The organism is Microbacterium sp. UBA3486, from assembly GCF_002377845.1.
Lineage (GTDB): Bacteria > Actinomycetota > Actinomycetes > Actinomycetales > Microbacteriaceae > Microbacterium > Microbacterium maritypicum_A.
The window spans coordinates 1-21157 of sequence record NZ_DFQP01000067.1 but is presented as its reverse complement, the minus strand read 5'-3'; the positions used below and the strand labels follow the sequence as shown (position 1 = coordinate 21157).

Annotated in this window: 19 protein-coding genes; 15 read left to right on the top strand and 4 right to left on the bottom strand. The window is 67.9% G+C overall.

All coding sequences use genetic code 11. The features are described 5' to 3' along the window. Nucleotides 1-66: 66 nt before the first annotated feature. Entirely contained in the window at nt 67-2211 is a 2145-nt protein-coding gene (locus tag B2869_RS09465) for a DEAD/DEAH box helicase (protein ID WP_136023701.1), read from the top strand. Nucleotides 2212-2413: 202 nt separating this feature from the next. Further along, complete coding sequence (locus B2869_RS09460) at nt 2414-3442, top strand: 6-phosphofructokinase (protein WP_021199414.1); 1029 nt, start codon at nt 2414-2416, stop codon at nt 3440-3442. Nucleotides 3443-3703: 261 nt separating this feature from the next. Here the strand turns inward: B2869_RS09460 and B2869_RS09455 are convergent, their stop codons facing one another. Further along, a complete protein-coding gene (locus tag B2869_RS09455) occupies nt 3704-5803 on the bottom strand; it encodes a S9 family peptidase (RefSeq protein ID WP_292765564.1) in 2100 nt (699 codons plus the stop codon). A gap of 156 nt (nt 5804-5959) precedes the next feature. Between B2869_RS09455 and B2869_RS09450 the strand changes: the two genes are divergently transcribed. The 4 genes from B2869_RS09450 (at nt 5960) to B2869_RS09435 (ending at nt 10185) form a co-directional block, all read left to right on the top strand. Next, nucleotides 5960-7351: an inorganic phosphate transporter gene (locus B2869_RS09450; protein ID WP_292765561.1), complete on the top strand. Its 1392-nt coding sequence runs from the start codon at nt 5960-5962 to the stop codon at nt 7349-7351. Further along, nucleotides 7348-7683, top strand: a complete 336-nt coding sequence (locus B2869_RS09445; RefSeq protein WP_021199417.1) for a hypothetical protein — start codon at nt 7348-7350, stop codon at nt 7681-7683. The genes B2869_RS09450 and B2869_RS09445 overlap by 4 nt, the downstream gene beginning before the upstream one ends. A gap of 59 nt (nt 7684-7742) precedes the next feature. Next, nucleotides 7743-8663, top strand: a complete 921-nt coding sequence (locus B2869_RS09440; RefSeq protein WP_292765558.1) for a phosphodiesterase — start codon at nt 7743-7745, stop codon at nt 8661-8663. A 61-nt stretch (nt 8664-8724) separates the two neighbouring features. Continuing rightward, nucleotides 8725-10185, top strand: coding sequence for an aspartate ammonia-lyase (locus B2869_RS09435; protein WP_021199419.1), 1461 nt, complete (start codon nt 8725-8727; stop codon nt 10183-10185). Nucleotides 10186-10245: 60 nt separating this feature from the next. Here the strand turns inward: B2869_RS09435 and B2869_RS09430 are convergent, their stop codons facing one another. Further along, entirely contained in the window at nt 10246-11115 is an 870-nt protein-coding gene (locus tag B2869_RS09430; protein ID WP_021198596.1) for a fumarylacetoacetate hydrolase family protein, read from the bottom strand. Nucleotides 11116-11203: 88 nt separating this feature from the next. On the opposite strand from B2869_RS09430, the gene B2869_RS09425 reads away from it, so the two are divergent. From B2869_RS09425 to B2869_RS09410, 4 genes are all read left to right on the top strand, one after another. After that, nucleotides 11204-12556 (top strand): PrsW family intramembrane metalloprotease, encoded by a 1353-nt coding sequence (locus B2869_RS09425; RefSeq protein ID WP_292765552.1) that lies wholly within the window; start codon nt 11204-11206, stop codon nt 12554-12556. Between the two features lie 46 nt (nt 12557-12602). Next, the gene (locus B2869_RS09420) at nt 12603-13283 is read left to right on the top strand and encodes an alpha/beta fold hydrolase (protein ID WP_292765548.1); all 681 of its coding nucleotides are present in this window, start codon (nt 12603-12605) and stop codon (nt 13281-13283) included. A gap of 219 nt (nt 13284-13502) precedes the next feature. Next, on the top strand, nt 13503-13871 hold the full coding sequence (locus B2869_RS09415) for an FKBP-type peptidyl-prolyl cis-trans isomerase (protein WP_021198599.1): 369 nt from the start codon (nt 13503-13505) through the stop codon (nt 13869-13871). A 181-nt stretch (nt 13872-14052) separates the two neighbouring features. Continuing rightward, on the top strand, nt 14053-14607 hold the full coding sequence (locus tag B2869_RS09410; RefSeq protein WP_029258992.1) for a YceI family protein: 555 nt from the start codon (nt 14053-14055) through the stop codon (nt 14605-14607). Nucleotides 14608-14640: 33 nt separating this feature from the next. Here B2869_RS09410 and B2869_RS09405 read toward each other — a convergent pair whose 3' ends face one another. After that, a complete protein-coding gene (locus B2869_RS09405) occupies nt 14641-15933 on the bottom strand; it encodes an MFS transporter (RefSeq protein WP_292765542.1) in 1293 nt (430 codons plus the stop codon). Between the two features lie 186 nt (nt 15934-16119). Between B2869_RS09405 and rpsO the strand changes: the two genes are divergently transcribed. From rpsO to B2869_RS09390, 3 genes are all read left to right on the top strand, one after another. After that, nucleotides 16120-16389: a 30S ribosomal protein S15 gene (gene rpsO / locus B2869_RS09400; RefSeq protein WP_017830938.1), complete on the top strand. Its 270-nt coding sequence runs from the start codon at nt 16120-16122 to the stop codon at nt 16387-16389. Nucleotides 16390-16544: 155 nt separating this feature from the next. Then, the gene (locus tag B2869_RS09395; RefSeq protein ID WP_292765523.1) at nt 16545-17414 is read left to right on the top strand and encodes a hypothetical protein; all 870 of its coding nucleotides are present in this window, start codon (nt 16545-16547) and stop codon (nt 17412-17414) included. Beyond that, nucleotides 17407-17736: a transcriptional regulator gene (locus B2869_RS09390; RefSeq protein WP_021198603.1), complete on the top strand. Its 330-nt coding sequence runs from the start codon at nt 17407-17409 to the stop codon at nt 17734-17736. The genes B2869_RS09395 and B2869_RS09390 overlap by 8 nt, the downstream gene beginning before the upstream one ends. Before the next feature lie 8 nt (nt 17737-17744). On the opposite strand, the gene B2869_RS09385 is transcribed toward B2869_RS09390, so the two are convergent. After that, nucleotides 17745-18749, bottom strand: a complete 1005-nt coding sequence (locus tag B2869_RS09385) for an isopenicillin N synthase family dioxygenase (RefSeq protein ID WP_029258995.1) — start codon at nt 18747-18749, stop codon at nt 17745-17747. 150 nt (nt 18750-18899) lie between these two features. Here B2869_RS09385 and efeU point away from each other — a divergent pair, with 150 nt between their 5' ends. Beyond that, nucleotides 18900-19844, top strand: coding sequence for an iron uptake transporter permease EfeU (gene efeU / locus B2869_RS09380; protein ID WP_292765516.1), 945 nt, complete (start codon nt 18900-18902; stop codon nt 19842-19844). Then, complete coding sequence (efeO, locus tag B2869_RS09375; RefSeq protein ID WP_136023708.1) at nt 19841-21073, top strand: iron uptake system protein EfeO; 1233 nt, start codon at nt 19841-19843, stop codon at nt 21071-21073. Before efeU ends, efeO begins: the two co-directional genes overlap by 4 nt. Nucleotides 21074-21157 lie beyond the last annotated feature (84 nt).

The following is a 21157-nucleotide window of genomic DNA, read 5'->3' as shown; positions in this document are numbered from 1 at the left end:
CACGCGGACAACGAGAACGGCCCATGGCTTCCTGGGGAAGCCGGAGCCTTCACGCTCAGGAGGAGCATGCCGACTACGGCAACCGCCGCCACGCGGCGCAAGAAGACGTCCCGTCGTGACGACGAGGCACCCCTCATCCCGATCCTCGCGCGCAAGGTGCGCGAGATCGAGGCCAAGTCGCAGCGAGGGAAGCTCGGCCCCACGAATCGGGTGAAGTTCCAGGTGATCGCCTTCCTGGTGCGCGAAGAGCGCGCGCGTGTGAAGGCGGATGCCGAGATCGGTGATCCTGCTCGCGCCGAGCTGTTGAAGCGGCTCGACGGCGTCGCCACGATCCTCGCCAAGACGGCTGCGCGCGACACCTCGCTCATCCAGCTGCTGGAGGCCGACCAGGCGACATCGCCGGTGGCGAAGCGCATGCGACGCGACTGGCTGCTCGAATCCGGCGCCGACCTCGCCCCGGAAGAGCTCATCATCGCCGACGCGGCGCCGGTGCAGATCTCCACGATCCCGGCGGCGATCGCCGAGCGACAGGTCACCCCGCCGTCCGTCGAAGCTCGACAGCTGGCCAATCCCTTCCTCGCTCCCGACCTGACGCCCCGTCCGAGCGCGACGCCGCGACGTCGCCTCGACGGCTGGGAACTCATGGGGCCGCTGTACAAGGCCTTCGAGACCGGAGCCGGCGGATCCGCCGCGTCCATGGATCTGCCTCCGGCGCCGGAGTTCGACCACATCTCGCCCAAGGGCCTCGAGGTCATGGTGCACCAGTCCCGGTTCCTCGAAGCCGTGAAGGCGGGGCATCGCAGCTTCCTCCTCGCCGATGAGCCCGGACTCGGCAAGACCGCGCAATCGGTGCTCGCCGCTTCCGTGGCGGGCGCGTACCCGCTGCTCGTCGTCGTCCCCAACGTCGTGAAGATGAACTGGGCGCGCGAGGTCGAGCGCTGGACGCCACAGCGTCGCGCCACGGTGATCCAGGGTGACGGCGACGACATCGATGCGTTCGCCGACGTGTTCATCGTGAACTACGAGATCCTCGATCGGCACATGTCCTGGCTCGCCTCGATCGGGCTGCGCGGCATGGTCGTCGACGAGGCGCACTTCATCAAGAATCTCTCCTCGCAGCGTTCCCAGAACGTGTTGTCGTTGGCCGCCCAGGTGCGCGAGCGCACTCCCGGACACGACCCCCTGATGCTCGCCCTCACGGGTACGCCGCTGATCAACGACGTGGAGGACTTCGACGCGATCTGGCGCTTCCTCGGCTGGACCACCGGCGAGAAGCCGGGGCCCGAGCTCATGGAGAAGCTCGATGCGACGGGGTTCACCCCTGCAGACAAGGCGTTCTACCCTGAGGCGCGCGATGCAGTCATCTCGATGGGCATCGTGCGTCGCAAGAAGAAGGACGTCGCCGCCGACCTGCCCGACAAGCTGATCGCCGACCTGCCGGTGCAGCTCGACGATGAGTTCGGACGCAGCATCCGGCAGGCCGAGCGCGAGCTGGGGGAGCGGCTCGCCGCTCGCTACCGACGCATCATCGAGGCCCGCGGCGACCGTGGACTCGCACCCGGAGAGATCGACGACGACATCGTGCGACTGGTCGCCCAGAACGAGCTCGAGGAGTCGAAGGCCGCCGGCACCGGGGGAGACAATGTCTTCACCATGGTCCGGCGCATCGGTCAGGCCAAGGCGCCACTGGCTGCCGACTACGCCGCTCAGCTGCAGCGTTCGGTCGGCAAGGTCGTGTTCTTCGCGAAGCACATCGACGTCATGGACCAGGCCGAGGCGCACTTCGCCGCCGCCGGCATCCGTTCGGTCTCGATCCGTGGGGACCAGACGTCCACGACCCGCCAGCAGGCGATCGACGACTTCAACGGCGACCCCGAGGTCGGTATCGCCGTCTGCTCGCTCACCGCTGCCGGCGTGGGACTCAACCTGCAGGCGGCGTCGAACGTCGTCCTCGCCGAGCTGTCGTGGACAGCAGCCGAGCAGACGCAGGCGATCGACCGCGTGCACCGCATCGGGCAGGACGAGCCGGTGACGGCGTGGCGGATCATCGCCGCGCACACCATCGACACCAAGATCGCCGAGCTGATCGACCAGAAGCAGGGACTCGCGGCACGCGCCCTCGACGGGGAAGCGGTCGAGGAGTCGGCCGGGGAGCCGGTGCAGCTGGCGGCGCTCATGCACCTGCTGCGACAGGCGCTGGGCGGGGCGTAAGCCTCAAGATCGGCTGTTCTTAACGCGGGATCTGGCGCGAAAGCCGGCGCCGGCGGGAAGTTCATCGATATCGGCGAATCGCCTTGTCAAGATCGGCGTTTTTCATCGAGCCCGAATGGCGCCCGGGTGTGCCGGAGCGCTAGTGTCGATCGAAGGCAGCGTCGCCTGTTCCCCCATCTCCCGAACGTCTGAAGGCACCAGCATGAAGATCGGCATCCTGACGAGCGGCGGCGACTGCCCCGGCCTCAACGCGGTCATCCGCGGCATCGTGCTCAAGGGCACCACCTCGTACGACCTGGAGTTCGTCGGTATCCGTGACGGGTGGCGCGGACTCGTCGACGGGGACTTCATGCCGCTGACCCGGCACGAGGTGAAGGGGCTGTCGAAGGTGGGCGGCACGATCCTCGGCACCAGCCGCACGAACCCGTATGAGGGCGAGCGCGGGGGAGCCGAGAACATCGCCAAGACCCTCTACGGGCACAAGATCGACGGCATCATCGCGATCGGCGGTGAAGGCACGCTCGCAGCCGCCGACCGCCTCGCCAAGGACGGCATCAAGGTGATCGGCGTCCCCAAGACGATCGACAACGACCTGCAGGCGACGGACTATTCGTTCGGCTTCGACACAGCCGTGAACATCGCCACGGACGCGATGGATCGCCTCCGCACGACCGGTGACTCCCACCAGCGCTGCATGGTCGCCGAGGTCATGGGTCGGCACGTCGGCTGGATCGCCCTGCACGCCGGAATGGCTGCCGGTGCGCACGTCATCTGCATCCCCGAGGTACCGATGTCGATCGACGACATCACGGAGCTCGTCACCAGCGCCCACGACCGCGGTCGCGCGCCCCTGGTCGTCGTCTCCGAGGGGTTCAAGCTCCTCGGGATGGACGAGGCATACAGCGACAAGGGGCTCGACGCCTTCAATCGACCGCGCCTCGGCGGTATCGGCGACCAGCTCGCCCCCGAGATCGAGCGCATCACCGGCATCGAGACGCGTGCGACGATCCTCGGCCACATCCAGCGCGGTGGATCGCCGTCGGCCTTCGACCGCGTTCTCGCCACGCGCCTGGGGCTGCATGCGGCGGACGCGATCGTGGACGGCGCGTGGGGTCAGATGGTCGCCATGCAGGGCACCGACATCGTGCGGGTGCCGTTCGCCGATGCGCTCGGCGAACTGAACACCGTCCCGCGCTACCGCTACGACGAGGCTGCGGCGCTCTTCGGCTGAGTCCGAGAGCGATCGGATCCATCACGCCGAATCAGGCGACCTCGCGGAATCAGGCGAGTTCTCCTCCCGCGTGCCTGATGCGGCGTGTTCGCCTGATCTCGCGTGCTCTATGTCGCGCGTCGAATCGCGCCCGGGTCGCGCGGTGAAACAGCCGCGGGTTCTCAGGTGTGCGTCTTGCGCCGGTGCAGACCCTGGACTGTTCTGACGTGATCGCCTGATGTGGCGCCCACGAACGGGCGCTCACACCAGGAGGTCCGGCGCTCAGGCGTCGGCGAGGCCGAGCGTCTCGAGGAGCCAGGCGAGTTCGAAGGCCCGCTCCTTCCAAGAGTTGTAGCGCCCGCTCACGCCGCCGTGTCCGGCGACCATCTCGCACTTGAGGAGCACGTCCTTGGCCCCGGCTTCGCGTAGACGGGCGACCCACTTCGCGGGCTCCACGTAGAGCACACGGGTGTCGTTCAGGGATGTGACGGCGAGGATCCGCGGGTATTCGACGCCGTCTCGGACATTCTCGTACGGGCTGTACGACTTCATGTAGGCGTAGACATCCGGGTCGTGGAGGGGGTCGCCCCATTCGTCCCACTCGATCACGGTCAGCGGCAGCGACGGGTCGAGGATCGTGGTCAGGGCGTCCACGAAAGGCACCCCGGCGAGGATGCCGGCGAAGAGCCCGGGCGCGAGGTTCGTCACAGCCCCCATCAGCAGGCCCCCGGCGCTGCCGCCCTCGGCCACCATGAGAGTCGGTGCCGTGACCCCGGTCTCGACCAGGTGCTCGCCGCAGGAGACGAAGTCCGTGAAGGTGTTGCGCTTGTGGAGGAGCTTGCCGTCCTCGTACCACTGTCGCCCCATCTCTCCTCCACCGCGGACGTGCGCCACCGCGAAGATCACACCCCTGTCCAGCTCGGAGAGGCGCGCGACCGAGAAGCCGGGATCGATCGAGTGCTCGTACGAGCCGTACCCGTACAGGTGCACCGGCCGTGCCTCGCCCCCGGGTTCGCCGAACGAGCGCTTCCAGACGAGCGAGATCGGCACGCGGACGCCGTCGGCAGCGGTCGCCCACTCACGCCTCTGCCCGTAGTCGGCGGGGTCGTATCCACCCAGCACCGGCACCTGCTTGCGCAGCACGAGCTCGCGGGTCGCGAGATCGAGGTCGTACACGGTCCCCGGCGTCACGAACGACGTGTATCCCAGGCGCAGGAACGGGGAGTGCCATTCGGGGTTCCCGCTCACTCCGGCGGAGTAGAGCGGCTCGTCGAAGGCCAGCTCGTCGACGACATCCGTCTCGTAGTCGAGCAGGCCGACGCGTTCGAGTCCTTCGCTGCGGTACTCCACGGTGGCGAAGTCGCGGAACGCGTCCACACCCAGCAGGCGTCTGCCCTGTTCGTGCGCCACCACCACGTGCCGCGATCCCCGGGGGTCCGCGGCGGCGACCGACACGAGCTCGAAGTCGAGGGCTCCGTCGTTGTGCAGCACGAGCAACCGGTCCTCGCCGCCCACGACCGCGTGCTCGACGGAATACTCGACGCCTTCGCGACGCGGCCAGACCAGCTGCGGCTCAGCGGTGAGCTCGCCGGTCAGATCGACGAGGTACTCCTCGCTCGTGATGCTCGAGCCGACCGCGATGACCAGATACCGGCGGCTGCGGGTGATCCCTGCCCCGAGCCAGAACTTCTCGTCCGGCTCGTGGAAGAGCCGCACGTCGTCCGACACCGGCGTGCCGAGGCGGTGCAGCCACAGGGTGTCGGGGCGCCAGGCCTCGTCACGGGTCGTGTAGAGCACCCCGGTGCCGTCGGGCGTGAAAAAGGCGCCGCCCGTGTTCGGGATCTCGTCGTCGAGCGTGGTGCCCGTGGCGAGGTCGCGCACGTGCACGGTGTAGAGCTCGTCACCCTCGAAATCGGTGGACCAGAGCAGCTTCGTGGCGTCGTCAGACGTGTCGAAAGCGCCGAGCGAGAAGAAGTCGTGTCCTTCCGATTCGACATTGCCGTCGAGGAGCACGATCTCTCCCGGAACCGCGACTCCTGGCTCGAGACGCGGGGGAGTCCAGTCGTCCGGGGCGGCAGCGGCGCGGCAGTGGATGCCGTACTGGGCTCCCTCCTCGGTGCGGCTGTAGTACCACCAGTCCCCTCGGCGGGTGGGGACCGACAGGTCCGTCTCCTGGACACGGCCCTTGATCTCCTGGAAGAGTCTCTCGCGCAGATCGGCGAGGTGCGCCGTCTCTGCGTCGGTGTGGGCGTTCTCCGCTTCGAGGTGGGAGATGACCTCTGCGGATTCCTTGGCGCGAAGCCATTCGTAGGGATCGTCGAAGGTGTCACCGTGATGGGTGCGGAGGGTCGAGCGGCGGTCGGCGGCAGGGGCGTCAGTCACCGTCTCACGCTATCCCAGGTCGAGTTGACCGGCACGGGGGAGGGTGGGAGAATTCACCGGGGCCGGTTAACGGAAGTCAAACCCACGGTGAACTCTTCGTTCGTCACGTCGATCTCGTCGACATCTCCTTCTTCCTCAAACGACCGAAAGCGAACGGTGGAAACCGCAGCCCTCATCGTCGTGCTTGTCATCGCGCTGGCACTCTTCTTCGACTTCACCAACGGCTTTCACGACACTGCGAATGCCATGGCGACGCCGATCGCCACCGGCGCGCTGAAGCCCAAGACCGCCGTCCTCCTCGCCGCAGTGCTGAACCTCGTCGGCGCCTTCCTGTCCACCGAGGTCTCCAAGACCATCTCTGGCGGCATCATCCGCGAGGATGCGATCATCTCCGCTGGAGCCGATCTGTTCCTCTCGTTGATCTTCGCCGGACTCATCGGCGCGATCACCTGGAACATGCTCACATGGCTCCTGGGTCTGCCGTCCAGCTCGTCGCACGCGCTCTTCGGTGGACTCATCGGCGCCACTCTGGTCGGTGCGGGGATCGGGGGCATCGACTTCGGCATGGTGCTCTCGAAGATCGTGCTCCCCGCCCTGATCGCCCCTGTCACGGCAGGGTTGATCGCGTTCGCCGCGACGAAGATCGCCTACTCGGTCACCCGTCGCTACGACGGTAAGCCCGACGGCCGCGACGGCTTCCGATGGGGCCAGATCTTCACGTCGTCCCTCGTGGCGCTCGCCCACGGGACCAACGATGCGCAGAAGACGATGGGAGTGATCACCCTCGCGATGATCACGATCGGCTGGCAGTCCGGCGCGCATCACGAGCCCGAGCTGTGGGTCATCGTCGCGTGTGCCTTCACCATCGCCCTCGGCACCTACCTCGGCGGATGGCGCATCATCCGCACCCTCGGCAAGGGGCTGACCGACGTCAAGCCCGCGCAGGGCTTCGCTGCGGAGAGCTCGACCGCCGCCACCATCCTCGCCTCCAGCGCCCTCGGCTTCGCCCTCTCCACCACGCAGGTCGCTTCCGGTTCGGTGATCGGCTCCGGCCTCGGCCGCCGCGGGTCCACCGTGCGCTGGCGGACCGCCGGCCGCATCGGAGTCGGCTGGCTGCTGACGCTTCCCGCTGCCGGAGGCGTAGGCGCTCTCGCGGCGCTGCTGGTGGTCTGGCTGGGCAACTGGGGAGTGGCGATCGATGCCGTGATCGCCCTGGTGATCATCCTCGGCCTCTTCATGCGCTCGCGTCGCAATGCCGTCACCCCGGCGAACGCGATGAGTGACGTCGCCGAGTCCGGCAGGGCCGTCGAACTCCCCGATACGCCTCCGCCGACGCGCCGTCAGCAGCGCATCGAGCAGGCCAAGGCCGAGGCCAGGGCCCGTGCCGAGGCGCGCGAGCGGGCGAAGGCTCAGGCGAAGAAGGACGCCGAGAAGAAAGCCGAGAAGAAGAAGGCCAAGAAGGCGGAGGCCAAGGCCGGTGCCGGCTCCTCGAAGGCTGCGGCCTCGACGACGAAGCCCGACGCCGACCGGAACGGGGAGTCCGAATGAACGTCGTGATCGACTGGGTCGCCTTCCTCCAGGTGTTCGCGGCAGCCCTCATCGGCGCCGCCGCCATCGTCACGTTCTACGCGCTGGGACTCCGACTGCTCGTGCGCAGCGGGCGGGCCCCTGTGGTGAGTCCTGCAGAGTTCACGGACGCCATCACCGTGATCACGGAGAAGGAACTCAAGCGCGCCGAGAAGCAGGCGGCGAAGGCGGCACGCAAGAGCCCGCTGACCGAGGGCCAGAAGACGGTGGCCCTGGTCGGCGCCTACGGCTGTTTCGCGCTCTGCGCCGCCGCCGTGGTGAGCGGCATCCTGCTCCTCGTCGTCGGTCACTGACCTCGGAGGGCGAGCGCGGGTCGCGTCCGCCGCTGCCGGTGCGGCAATAGGCTGAGGCCATGTCCGCAGGAACCGGCAGTCCGTACGTCTTCGGCAGGCACGAGCCCGCGTCGCACGTGCTCATCCACGTCAGCGACCCGCATTTCCTCGCGGGGGGAGCGCGCCTGGGCGGACGCTACGACGTCGAGGCGAACTTCGACCGCACGCTCGACGCGATCCGCGCGGTGCATCCGCATCCGACGGCGATCGTCGTCACGGGTGACCTGGCCGACCTCGGCGAGCCCGACGCGTATCGCCGTCTGCGCGCGGCTGTCGAGCCGGTCGCGGCGGAACTCGGCGCCCCGGTGATCTGGGTGGCGGGAAACCACGACGAACGTCCGGCGCTGCGTGAGGGGCTGCTCGATCTGGCTCCGACCGAGGAGCCTGTGACCGGTGTCTGGGACCTCGACGGTCTCCGACTCGTGGCGCTGGACACGAGTGTCCCGGGCTGGCATCACGGGGATCTCGATGACGGTCAGCTCTCCTGGCTCGCGGAGGTCCTCGCCGAGCCGGCCCCGCACGGCACCCTGCTCGCAATGCATCATCCGCCTCTTCCGAGCCACCTCCCGCTGTTCGACATCCTGGAGCTGCGACATCAGGACGAGCTCGCCGCCGTCGTCCGCGGCAGCGACGTCCGAGGCATCCTCGCCGGGCATCTGCACTACTCCTCGCACGGCACCTTCGCCGGCGTGCCGGTGAGCGTGGCATCGGCGACGTGCTACACCATGAACGTCGCGCTCCCGTCCGCCGAGGTCAACGGAATGGACGCGGCTCAGGCGTTCCAGCTCGTGCACGTGTACCCCGACACGATCACCCACACCGTGGTTCCGGTGACCGGTGCCGACACCGGCGACTACTTCTCCGAGGCCTGGTTGGAGCGCATGGCGAAGCTCGACCCGGAAGGGCGACTCGAAGCCTTCTCCCGCAAACCCGCACGCTGAGCGGCGTAGACTGAAGACATCCCCCACCCTTCTCACCCGCCACGACCCACGAGGATGTGACATGGCTTCTGCCGCGCCTACCCTGACCCGCACCGAGACCGATTCGCTCGGGAGCATGGAGATTCCCGTCGACGCATACTGGGGGATCCACACCGCCCGCGCCGACGCGAACTTCCCGATCACGAAGCGGCCCATCTCGGTGTATCCCGACCTGGTGGTCGGCCTCGCGATGGTCAAGCAGGCCAGCGCCCGTGCGAACCGCGAGATCGGCGTGCTCGACCCGGAGCGGGCGGACCTGATCGACCGGGCGGCTCAGCGCGTGATCGACGGCGAGTTCCACGAGCAGTTCACGGTCGGCGTCATCCAGGGTGGAGCCGGCACGTCGACCAACATGAACGCGAACGAGGTCATCACCAACATCGCGCTCGAGATGGCGGGCCGCGAGAAGGGCGACTACGCCTTCCTTTCGCCGATCGACCACACCAACCGCAGCCAGTCCACGAACGACGTGTACCCGACCGCGGTGAAGATCGGCCTCTCGCTGACCCTGCGCTCGCTGCTCGAGGAGCTCGACCTGCTGCGGCTGTCCTTCCTGGGCAAATCGCGCGAGTTCCACGATGTGCTGAAGGTGGGGCGCACGCAGCTGCAGGATGCCGTGCCGATGACGCTGGGGCAGGAGTTCAACGGCTTCGCCACGACGCTCGGCTACGACCACACCCGTCTCACCGAGAACGCCTCGCTGATGTTCGAGATCAACATGGGCGCCACCGCGATCGGCACCGGGATCACCACCCACCCCGGTTACGCACCCGCCGTGCTCAAGCACCTGCGCGAGATCACGTCGCTCGACCTCCGCACTGCCGGTGACCTCGTCGAGGCCACCAGCGACACCGGCTCGTTCATGTCGTTCTCGTCGACTCTCAAGCGCAACGCGATGAAGCTGTCGAAGATCTGCAACGACCTCCGTCTTCTCTCGTCCGGCCCGCAGGCGGGTCTCGGCGAGATCAACCTCCCGGCCATGCAGGCGGGCTCCAGCATCATGCCCGGCAAGGTCAATCCGGTCATCCCCGAGGTCGTGAACCAGGTGGCGTTCGCCGTCGCGGGGGCGGACATGACGGTCACGATGGCGGCGGAGGCCGGGCAGCTGCAGCTGAACGCCTTCGAGCCGGTCATCGCGCACTCGATCTTCCAGTCGATCACCTGGATGCGTCAGGCGATGTGGACTCTGCGAGTGAACTGCGTCGACGGCATCACCGCGAACCGCGACCGCCTCGGCGCGATGGTCGGTGCCTCGGTCGGAGTCATCACGGCGCTGACCCCGTTCATCGGCTACGCGGCGGCGGCCGCTCTCGCGAAGACCGCACTGCTGACCAACCGCAGCGTGGCCGACCTCGTGGTGGAGGCCGGCCTCATGTCGCGCGACGAGGTCGTCAAACAGCTCTCGCCTGCGCGCCTGTCGGGACTCGAGACCATCACGGCCGCGATCCCTGTGATCTCACCGGAAGACCTGATCGAGATCTGATCTCACAGACGGATAGACGAAGGGGACGGATNNATCCGTCCCCTTCGTCTATCCGTGAAGTCAGTCGGTGATGCGGCAGTGGGTGGTGAGCTCGCCGATGCCGTCGATGCCCACCGTGACGGTGGACCGGTCGCGAAGGAAGATCTGCGGGTCGCGCGAGTAGCCGGCACCGCCGGGGCTGCCGGTCGAGATGAGGGTGCCGGGGAGCAGCGTGAGCGACTGCGAGAGGTGCGCGATCAGCTTCGCCACCGAGCGCACCATCTGATCGGTGCTCGCATCCTGCACGGTGTGACCGTCGACGACGGTCCAGATGTGCAGGTCCTGCGGGTCGGCGATCTCATCCGCGGTCACCGCGAACGGTCCGGTCGGGGTGAATCCGTCGAACGACTTGCAGCGTGACCACTGAGCCTCGGAGAACTGGATGTTCCTGGCGGTGATGTCGTTGACCACCGTGTATCCCCAGACGTGCGACAGCGCATCAGCCTCGGCGACGTCCTTCGCAGGCGAGCCGATGAGCACGCCGAGCTCGGCCTCGTAGTCGACGGCCTCACTCAGCGTGCGCGGCCAGGATGTGGTCTGGTCGTGTCCCGTGAGCGAGTTCGGCCAGAGTGTGAAGACGGTCGGGGCGGCATCGGTCTTGAGACCGAGCTCACTCGAGTGCGCGGCGTAGTTGAGACCGACGGCCAGGACCGCGGGCGGAGCGAGCACGGCCGAGGCGAACGCCCATCCCGCGAGCGGATGCCGCGGCGCGGTGGTGTCCGCCAGAGCGCGGCGCAGTGCGTCGAGACCATCGTCCCCTCTCTCGATCAGCTGCTGCAGCGTGGCAGGAGGGTCGGTCAGGAGATCAGAGACGAGGACGGCGTCCGAGCCCTCCACGACGGCGAGAACCGCGAGAGGGGAGTCGGGACGGCGCAGGTGAGCGAACCGCATGCTTCTACGCTACCGGGTGGGTGCAGGTCGCCGGGTGGAGGGGGTCGCCATATCCGGGTGCCCGGCGTTGTGCCCATAAGCTTTGCCTATGAGTTCCGGAGGACCGTCCCAGCCGCAGCAGCCCTCGCCGTATGCGCCTCCGCCGGCACCGCCGTTGCCGTCGACACCGCCGCAGCAGGTACCGCAGCAGCAGGTACCGCAGCCGGTACCGCCGCAAGCCTTCGCGCCCGCGCCGTACGCGAGCCAGGTCTCGGCGCCCGAGGCCCGCACCTCCGTCACGGGGTATGCATCGTCCCTCGCGCAGCCGACGCCCTACACGCCGCCGGCTCCCGTCGCCCCGTCACCGGCGGAGTCGCTCCCGGCGCTGCCCGTTCCGACGAGGAAAGGGCGCACGGTGTCGCTCTGGCTCTTCGGGGTGCTCGGCTTCCTCCTGATCGCCCTCGTCGGCTACTTCGTCTGGGCACTCGGATCGTTCGCTTCCGTCGTGGGGCTGGTGCTCGCGCTCATCCCTCTGACCATCGTGTTCCTGGGCGTGCGCCTGATCGATCGGTGGGAGCCCGAGCCCAAGCGGCTGGTGGCGTTCGCCATCGCATGGGGCGCCGTCGCGGCCGTCGGGCTCACCCTTCTCGTCGACACCGCGCTGACCCTCCTGCTCGACATCCGGTCCGAGGAGTTCACCGCCGTCGTGCAGGCGCCTATCGTCGAGGAGCTCTGGAAGGGGCTCGGCGTCTTCCTCATCTTCCTGCTCGCCCGACGAGCGTTCGACGGCCCTGTCGACGGCATCGTGTACGGCGCGCTGGTCGGGGCGGGTTTCGCCTTCACCGAGAACATCCAGTACTTCGGGGTGAGCCTCATCGAGGGTGGCGGCGAGCAGCTGACCGTCACGTTCGTGGTGCGCGGGCTCTTCTCGCCCTTCGCTCATGCCATGTTCACCGCGATCACCGGCTTCGCGATCGGCCTCGTCGCTCGGCGTCACGGCTCGGCGAAGGCCGCGCTCGGTGCTGGCGCGGTGGGGGTGGTCGGGGCGATCCTGCTCCACGCCCTCTGGAACGGCTCGGCGACGTTCGCCGACTTCTTCGGTCTCTACTTCACCCTTCAGGTGCCGCTCTTCATCGGATTCATCCTGTGCATCGTCGCGTTGCGTCGTGAGGAGGCCCGACTCACCCGTGCCCGCCTCGAGGACTACGCCGCGGCCGGATGGTTCACGCCCGAGGAGGTCACCATGCTCGCCACCCCTGCCGGGCGCAAGGTCGGACTCGCCTGGGCGTCGCAGCTGCGGGGGGACCGTCGTCCGCTGATGCGCGCCTTCATCAAAGAGGCGACCGAGCTCGCCGCTGTCCGTCAGCGGGCGATCACCGGCCGCGACCCCATGGCCGTGGATGACGAGCGCGCGCTCCTGATCCGCACCAGGGCGACCAGGGCGGCCCTGCTGGCCTACTGACGCGACACGCGACGGCGTACCCTTCTCGGAGGGAAGGCGGTGGCGGATGAGCACCTTCGTCGTGATCCACGGTGGCGGAGATGTCGCATGGTCCTGGCATCTGGTCGCCGCTGAGCTGCGAGCGCGCGGGCAGGAGGTGTTCACGCCCGACCTTCCCGCCGACGACGACACGCTCACTCTCGAGGACTACGCCGAGGCGGTTGCGGAACTGGTGGGTGCGCAGGCGAGGGTGGTGGTCGTCGGTCATTCCTTCGGGGCCTTCACCGCGCCGCTGGTCGCCGAGCGCCTCTCCGCCGATCTCCTCGTCCTGATGGCGGGGATGATCCCGTCCCCGGGCGAGTCCCCGGATCAGTGGTGGGCGAACTCGGGATACGTCACGGCGTCTGCCGCCCAGTCGGCGCGGGACGGCGGGTTGACCGGGAACGACGACCCCCTCGTCAGTTTCTACAACGGGGTTCCGCACGAGCTGGCAGAGGAGGCGCTCCGACGGGAGCGGGCGCATCCGTCGCAGGCGGCGATGGAGAGGCCGTGGCCTCTGGCGGCGTGGCCCGACGTGCCGACGAGATTCGTGCTGTTCGCCGACGATCGCTTCTTCCCTGCCGCATTCCTGCGCGACCTCGCCGAGACGCGCCTGGGAGTGGTCGCGGATGAGCTGCCCGGCGGACACTGCGCGATGCTGAGCCGACCGGTGGAGATCGCCGAGCTCCTCGCAGGATACGTCGAGTGAGGGGCCGGGAATCGCTCCAGGACAAGACTCAGCGCCCGGTGCTGCGGCGATGCCTGCGAGTCTCCCGGGCGCTGAGTTGATCTGTAAACAGGGTGCACCCGGCCCTGCATGAGTGTCAAGAGCTTCTTGCCGAGGTTCGCCGGCGAGGGCATGAGGTGTTCGCTGTGAGCAGGTGTGCGTGCGTTGACCGGGTCCGTCGGCCTCGGGTTTGATGGAGACATGACTGAACGCACAAAGCCTGAGTTCGAAGCCCCCAGCACTCCCGCTCCGGCGGAGCTCGTCGTCCGCGACATCATCGAGGGCGACGGCGCCGAGGCGAAGCCCGGCGACACCGTCACGGTCCACTACGCCGGCGTCGAGTTCGACTCCGGCGAGGAGTTCGACTCCTCGTGGGGCCGTGGCGAGACGATCCAGTTCCCGCTGCGCGGCCTGATCCAGGGGTGGCAGGACGGCATCCCCGGCATGAAGGTCGGCGGTCGCCGCGAGCTGATCATCCCGCCGCATCTCGCCTACGGCCCGGTCGGCGGCGGGCACTTCCTCTCCGGCAAGACGCTGATCTTCATCATCGATCTGGTCGCCGTCGGCTGACATCGGTCTCTTCCACGAGGCGTCTCTCTCCTCCGGGAGGGAGGCGCCTCGCGGCATGTGCGGGAAAAGATTCTTCATTCAGGGGAATACATGCGAATGAATGTAAGTTGTCACAGTGGTCGCGGCGACGCGGCCCCTGTCCCTTGCCGCAGCAGCGGCTGAAGTCTCCAGAGGAGAAGCAATGACCAGCATCGACATCCCCGGCTACCGTCCCGGCACCTGGGTCCTGGACCCTTCGCACAGCGAGGTCACCTTCAGCGTGCGCCACATGATGATCTCGAAGGTGCGCGGCACCTTCGGTGTGAAGAGCGCGACCCTGATCGCTCCGGAGAACCCGCTGGAGGCCAAGGTCGAGGCCACGGTCGACGTGACCTCCATCGACACCAACGACGAGGGTCGCGATGCGCACCTGCGCTCGGCGGACTTCTTCGACACCGAGAACTTCCCGACCATGGAGTTCGTCTCCACCGGTGCGCACCTCAAGGGCGATGAGCTCTTCGTCGACGGTGACCTCACCATCCGCGGCGTCACCAAGCCCGTCAGCTTCGAACTCGACTTCGGTGGCTTCGGCACCGACCCGTACGGCAACTACAAGGCCGGCGCTTCTGCCAAGACGGTCATCAACCGCGAGGACTTCGGTCTCACCTGGAACGCGGCACTCGAGACCGGTGGCGTTCTCGTCGGCAAGGACGTCACGATCAGCCTCGACCTGCAGGGTGCCCTGCAGCAGGACTGACCTCCACGGAGCATCGTCCGGACCCCGGGCCCGTCAGGGCTCGGGGTTCTCTGCGTCGTAGTCGTGGAATCGGCGGTTGCGCTGCGCGAGCGCGGCGACGAGGGCGATGACCAGCACTCCACCGAGCAGGGGAGGGAACCAGAGGGTCGTGAGCGTCGCCAGCGTGCCCGCGTACAGCGCCCCGACGCGGGGCCCGCCGGCGACCACGACGATGAACAGGCCCTGGAGGCGTCCGCGCATCGAGTCGGGTACGGCGGCCTGCATCATGGTGTTCCGATAGATCGAGCTGACGTTGTCGGACGCACCGGACAGGGCGAGGGCGACACAGGCGGCGACGATCAACCCGATGTGGGGAGCCGTCTCGGTCGCGGGTGACGAGAACGCGCCGACGAGCAGCACGATCCCGAACAGCAGGATCGACGCGCCATAGGCCTCCACGGCCCGGGCGATGCCGCGGCCATGCCAGCGGTACTGCACGACGCGACCGGAGAACAGGCTCGACGCGAAGGTGCCCACCGCCACCGCGGCGGTGAGGATGCCGGTCGTGAGCGCTCCGCCGCCCAGCAGCACCGTGCCGAGCGCGGGGAAGAGGACGAGCGGCTGCCCGAACGTCATCGCGATGATGTCGATGATGTACTGCATCCGGATGTTGCCTGCTCTGCGGAGGAAGCGCCAGCCGTCCACCAGCGACTCGAGGCCGGGGTGGACGATCTCTCCCTCCGGCCGCAACGCCGGGAGCGTCCACAGTCCCAGGAACATCGACAGCATGAGCACGACGTCGATCGTGTACGTCCAGCCGTAGCCGGTGAGGGCGACGAGGAGGCCCGCCAGCGCGGGTCCGGCCATGACCGTCAGCCCGAAGGCCACACCGTTCAGCGCGGATGCTGCGGCGAGCTTCTCGCGGGGGATGAGCCGCGGCACTATCGCCGTGCGCGTGGCCATGCCCACCGAATTGGCGGCGGAGTTGATCATGCTCAGCGCGTACAGCCACCAGATGGTCTCCATACCCGTCCAGGTGAGAGCCGCGAGCAGGGCGGTGGAGACGAAAGTGATGGTCGCCGCGATCAGTGCCACCCGGCGTCGGTCGAACGCATCGGCGAGCATGCCGCCGTACACACCGGCGAGGATCATCGGCACGAGTCCGGCCACGGCGATCATCGAGACCGCGAAGGTGTTCTGCGTCAGGGCGAACACGTGCAGCATCACCGTGACGATGGTGAGCTGGCCGCCGATGCCGGCGAGTGTCGACCCGATCCACATCCGGGCGAACGCCGGACTGGACTTCAAGGGGGAGAGGTCGATCAGATGACCGCGGCGGGCGCTCACTCCTCGAACTTCTTCTGCACGTTTCGAGACTAGTTGACCCTGACGGACTCGCTCCGCCGCCGGTGTCACCGAGGGCGGTCGTCGGCTGGTAGACTCGTCAGGTTGCCGTTTGATCGGCCGCGGATAAAGAGAGCCCACGTATCAGGCGTCGGGCGCCGCGCAACAAGCAGAGAGGGGATCGAATCTATGGCACTGGAAGCAGACGTCAAGAAGGCGATCATCGAAGAGTACGCGACGCACCCCGGTGACACCGGATCCCCCGAGGTGCAGGTCGCAATGCTGACGCAGCGCATCAAGGACCTCACCGAGCACCTCAAGGAGCACAAGCACGACCACCACTCGCGTCGTGGGCTGTTCCTGCTCGTCGGTCAGCGCCGTCGTCTGCTCGGCTACCTCCAGGACATCGACATCGCGCGCTACCGCTCGCTGATCGAGCGTCTCGGACTCCGCCGCTAAGGCACTGCGATCCTGCGTTCAATCGCGCAGAACATTCTTGAGAAGGCCGCCCCACGGTGTGGGGCGGCCTTCGTCATGTCCGAGGGTTGATTCCCCACTCGCTTTCCGATAGGAAAGTAGAGAGCTTTCCACAAGGAAAGTGGGGGAGGCCCGACATGCAGCAGAAGCCGATTCCCGGTCACGACGCTCTCGTGCCGCCGGATGCCGACATCGCGCGCCGGTATCTGGCCGCAGCGGACGCGGTGGTGGAGCGCCGAGGCCGCGCCGTCGACCGACGTGCGCTCGCCGGGCTCCAGATCGCCAATGCGGTGATCACGGCCGGGTATCTCGTCGCGTTCGCGCTCGTCCTCCGGCAGAGCGATGTCCTCGCCTCCCAGGTGATCCTGTTCACCTTTCTGGTGTGGGGGCAGCTGGCGAGCGGGATGGCGCAACGCAATGGGATGCAGTGGCGCTGGAGCGCTTCCCGGTGGCCGCTCATCCTCGGCGAAGTCGTGGTTCTCGTCGGCGCTGTCGTCGTTTTCGGTCTCGTCGCGTTGGATCCCGGTCTCCCGGTCGGCGTCGTGCTGATCCCCGCGGGCATAGTCCTGGTGGGTATCGGCGGTTACGGCGTGCTCCAGCTGTTCCGCGCGGCCGGAGATGTGCGGTCCCCGCGGCCTCCGCGGGTCACCCTGCCCGCTCCGATCCGATGGGGAACCCTGCTCGTCGGCGTCGCTCTCGGCGTGCTGACCACGCTCGCGGGGGCGCCGGACGATGTGCTGCGCAGCGTGATCAGCCTGCTGGTGATGCTGGTTCTCCTCGCCTGGATCGTCGCCTTCAACACACCCGTCGGGCTTCCCGCCATCGGTGCTTCCTGGCGGTGGCCGCATGTGGCGGCATTCTTGCTCGCGGCAGGCATACCTGTGGCTCTCGTGCTGGGGGGAGGAGGGGGCAGCGCATCGGGGCTCGCCGGTGTCGTCGGAGGTGTCGTCGTGATCGTGCTCTTCGTCCTGGTGTCATTCGTTCCGGGGCGGGAGGGTCGTGGCTGAGGCGGGGTTCCGGCCGCACCCGCGCACGCAGCTGGACGACAACTTCGCCTCACCGATCCGGTTCTCGTTGATGGCCGCGCTCGGCGACGGCATGGAGTTCGACTTCCCGGCGCTCCGTGACATCCTCCAATGTGGTGATTCGCCGCTGAGCAAGGCGATCGCGCACCTGCAGACCGCGGAATACGTGCTCGCGCGCAAGGGCGTCGTCGGGGGTCGCACGCGCACGTGGGTGCGTTCGACGAAGGCGGGCCGCGACGCTTTCGCGGCCCACCTCCAGGCGCTCCGGCAGATCGTCGCTCTCGGCGGCGGGCAGGAGTTGTGACCCGTGCGTCAGGCGGGCGCGTTCACGAGGTCGGCGTGGTGGATCGCGGCGACATCCGGGTGGGCGCGCAAGCGTGACTTGAGGGCGTTCTCGCCGTAGAGCGCGTGGATGGGATTGCTCGGGTCATCGGTCACCCCGTTCGCTTCGGCGGCCAGCTCCTCGGGCAGCTCGATCAGGGGCAGCCGCTTGTCGAGCGCGGGGTTGAAGAAGAACGGGATCGAGATCCGCTCGTCCGGTGCCTGCGGCGAGACCACGCGGTGGTTCGTCGCTTTGAGGTACCCGCCCGTCGCGTACTCCAGCAGCTCGCCGATGTTCACGACGAAAGCTCCGGGCACCGGGGGAGCGTCGACCCAGGTGCCGTCGCGTTCGACCTGCAGACCGCCCTTGCCCGGCTCCACCCAGAGGAGGGTGAGCACGCCGGAGTCCTTGTGCGCACCGACGCCCTGCTGAGGCTCTGGTTCGTGCGTTCCGGGATAGCGGACGATCTTGATGAGGGTCGACGGCTCGCCGAAGTGCTCGTCGAAGTAGGACTCGTCGGCGCCGAGGGTCTGGGCCCAGGCGCGCAGCAGTTTGCGAGCGACCTCGGACAGGGTCTCGTGCCACTCGGCCACGACATCCTGCAGCTCGGGCTGCGCCGACGGCCAGAGGTTCGGCCCGATGAGGCGGTTGAAGGCGGGGCCGTCGTCGACGGGTTCGCGCTCGGGGCCGATGTCGATCTGCTCGCGCCAGTCGACCTTCCCCTGGGTGCGTTCTCCGCCGATGCGCGTGTAGCCGCGGAAGTGCGGGCTGTTCACGTTCTCGATGGCCAGCTTGTCCTCTTCGGGGAGGGCGAAGAAGTCCAGGGCGGCCCGGTGGAGCCGTGCCTCGAGCGCGGGGGAGATCCCGGTGCCGGTGAGGTAGAAGAAGCCGACATCGTGGGTCGCCGCCCGCAGGTCGTCGCGGAATCGTGCCGCGGCCTCGGGGCTTTCGTCGAGCTGGGAGAGGTCGAGAATGGGGAGCGAGAGTTCAGCCATGGACCGAGGCTACGTCGCGTCGACCGGGGTGAGATCCTGTGTTGCGTTCCGTTACTTCCGTCCCTCGTGTGCGGTGGAGGTCGATCTCGGTGCTAGAGTCTCCTCGGTAAGGGCTGCCTTACCTCAGTCACCGCCAGAGAGTGTTCTTCCGTGCTCGCCACTTTTCTCATCGGGCTCCGCGAGGGCCTCGAAGCCGCACTCGTCGTCGGCATCCTCGTCGCCTACCTCCGTCGTCTCGGACGGCAGGACGCCCTCCCGAAGATGTGGGCGGGCGTCGGACTCGCGATCGCACTGGCTCTCGGCATCGGCGCGGTGCTCACCTTCGGGGCCTACGAACTCACGTTCCAGGCGCAGGAGCTGATCGGTGGCGGCCTGTCGCTGCTCGCTGTCGCGATGGTGACCTGGATGATCTTCTGGATGCAGCGGGCCGGGCGCAGCATGAAGGCGACGCTGGAGGGTGGCATCGACCGGGCTCTGACCGCCGGCGGCCTGTGGGCGCTCATCGCGATCGGCTTCGTGTCCGTCGCCCGAGAGGGCATCGAGACGACGCTGCTGCTGTGGTCGATGGTCCAGTCTTTCGGCGACGCACCCTCGGCGCTGATGGGCGCCCTGCTCGGGCTCCTCACGGCCGTGGTCGTCGGATGGCTGATCTCCCGCGGTGCGCTGCGACTCGATCTGCGTCGCTTCTTCGCCTGGACCGGTGGCTTCCTCGTGATCGTCGCGGCCGGCGTGCTCGCCTACGCGCTGATGGATCTGCAGGAGGCCGGTGTGCTTCCCGGGCCGTTCACCGCGCTGGCACCGATCGATGCCGTCACCGGTGGAGTGGCCGTCGGATGGGCCGCCTTCCCGTTCGGGTGGGCGTTCGACGTCTCGGCGACGATCGCTCCCGGTGGCCCCCTCGCATCGATTCTGCAGGCGACGGTCGGCTTCATGCCCGCGATGACCTGGATGCAGGTCATCGCCTGGGTCGCGTACATCTCCGTCGTCGGATGGCTCTACGTCCGCGGACTCCGCTCGAAGCGCCCGTCGAAGCCGCAGGGCCCGGCGGAGCCCTCGTCTGAATCTCCCTCCCTCTCACCACAAGGAGCAGCATGACCACCTCGCACCGGATCCTGGGGGCGCTGGCAGCCACCGGCGCCGCGGTTCTCGTCCTGAGCGGCTGCGTCGCGAAGAGCGACGCCGGAGCCACCGCGGCCTTCGACGTCTCCTCGACCGACAGCGACTGCGCGGTCTCCGCGGCGACCGCGAAGAGCGGGACCCTGACCTTCAACGTCAAGAACGACACCGCTCAGGTCACGGAGTTCTACCTCCTCGCAGAGGACGGCCTCCGGATCGTCGGCGAGGTCGAGAACATCGCGCCGGCCGCCTCGCGCACGCTCACGGTCGTCGCACAGCCCGGTGACTACTTCACTCTCTGCAAGCCGGGGATGATCGGCGATGGCGTGGGGAAGACCGCGTTCACCGTGACCGGGGATCGCGTCGCGGTGGAAGGTCCAGACGCCGAGCAGAAGCAGAAGGCCGTCGACCTCTACGGTGCGTTCGTGAAGGACCAGGTCGGTCAGCTTGTCCCCGCAGTCGAGGACTTCGTCGCCGCCTACGAGTCCGGTGACGACGAGACCGCACGCACGCTCTTCCCGCAGACCCGCGCGTTCTACGAGCGCATCGAGCCGGTCGCCGAGGCGCTGGGCGACCTCGACCCGCGGATCGACTATCGCGAGGTCGATGCCGTCGCCGAAGGACTGGACTGGACGGGCTTCCACCGCATCGAGAAGGACCTGTGGGTTCCGGCGCAGGATGCGCTGAACGCCGACGGGGAGACCCCCGCGTGGCAGGACTGGGCGCCGTCCACGCCGGAGGAGCGCGCCGACTACGGCGATCTGCTGCTCGCCGACGTGCAGGAGCTCTACGACTACGTGCACTCCGACGACTTCACCACCGCCCTTGACGACCAGGGCATCGGCGGCATCTCGAACGGCGCCATCGCGCTGCTCGACGAGGTCGCGACCGGGAAGATCTCCGGGGAGGAGGACTGGTGGTCCGGGACCGACCTCTACGACTTCGCCGCGAACGTCGAAGGGTCGAAGATGGCATTCTCGCTCGTGCAGGACTTCGCCGTCGCGCAGGGCGACGAGGGGAAGGCTCTGGTCGCGGAGATCGAGTCGGGTTACACCGCGCTCGAGGAATCTCTCGCGGCTCACGGCTCGCTGGCCGACGGCTTCGTGGGCTACTCGCAACTGACCGAGGCCGACAAGCGCGAGTTCACCGACCTGATCAACGCTCTGGCCGAGCCGCTCTCGCAGCTCACCAGCACGGTCCTCGACTGATCAGCCGCACGCTACGGGATACCATCACGGACGTGAACGAACCAGAAGCGGATGCCGCACCCGAAGAGTCATCGACGGGCGCGG

Coding starts and splice junctions, on each gene's coding strand:
- B2869_RS09420 (WP_292765548.1), top strand. CDS start 12,603: ATGAGCACCTTCGTCGTGATCCACGGTGGCGGAGATGTCGCATGGTCC.
- efeO (WP_136023708.1), top strand. CDS start 19,841: ATGACCACCTCGCACCGGATCCTGGGGGCGCTGGCAGCCACCGGCGCC.
- B2869_RS09445 (WP_021199417.1), top strand. CDS start 7,348: ATGAACGTCGTGATCGACTGGGTCGCCTTCCTCCAGGTGTTCGCGGCA.
- B2869_RS09435 (WP_021199419.1), top strand. CDS start 8,725: ATGGCTTCTGCCGCGCCTACCCTGACCCGCACCGAGACCGATTCGCTC.
- B2869_RS09430 (WP_021198596.1), bottom strand. CDS start 11,115: ATGCGGTTCGCTCACCTGCGCCGTCCCGACTCCCCTCTCGCGGTTCTC.
- rpsO (WP_017830938.1), top strand. CDS start 16,120: ATGGCACTGGAAGCAGACGTCAAGAAGGCGATCATCGAAGAGTACGCG.
- B2869_RS09440 (WP_292765558.1), top strand. CDS start 7,743: ATGTCCGCAGGAACCGGCAGTCCGTACGTCTTCGGCAGGCACGAGCCC.
- B2869_RS09425 (WP_292765552.1), top strand. CDS start 11,204: ATGAGTTCCGGAGGACCGTCCCAGCCGCAGCAGCCCTCGCCGTATGCG.
- B2869_RS09415 (WP_021198599.1), top strand. CDS start 13,503: ATGACTGAACGCACAAAGCCTGAGTTCGAAGCCCCCAGCACTCCCGCT.
- B2869_RS09465 (WP_136023701.1), top strand. CDS start 67: ATGCCGACTACGGCAACCGCCGCCACGCGGCGCAAGAAGACGTCCCGT.
- B2869_RS09385 (WP_029258995.1), bottom strand. CDS start 18,749: ATGGCTGAACTCTCGCTCCCCATTCTCGACCTCTCCCAGCTCGACGAA.
- B2869_RS09460 (WP_021199414.1), top strand. CDS start 2,414: ATGAAGATCGGCATCCTGACGAGCGGCGGCGACTGCCCCGGCCTCAAC.
- B2869_RS09410 (WP_029258992.1), top strand. CDS start 14,053: ATGACCAGCATCGACATCCCCGGCTACCGTCCCGGCACCTGGGTCCTG.
- B2869_RS09395 (WP_292765523.1), top strand. CDS start 16,545: ATGCAGCAGAAGCCGATTCCCGGTCACGACGCTCTCGTGCCGCCGGAT.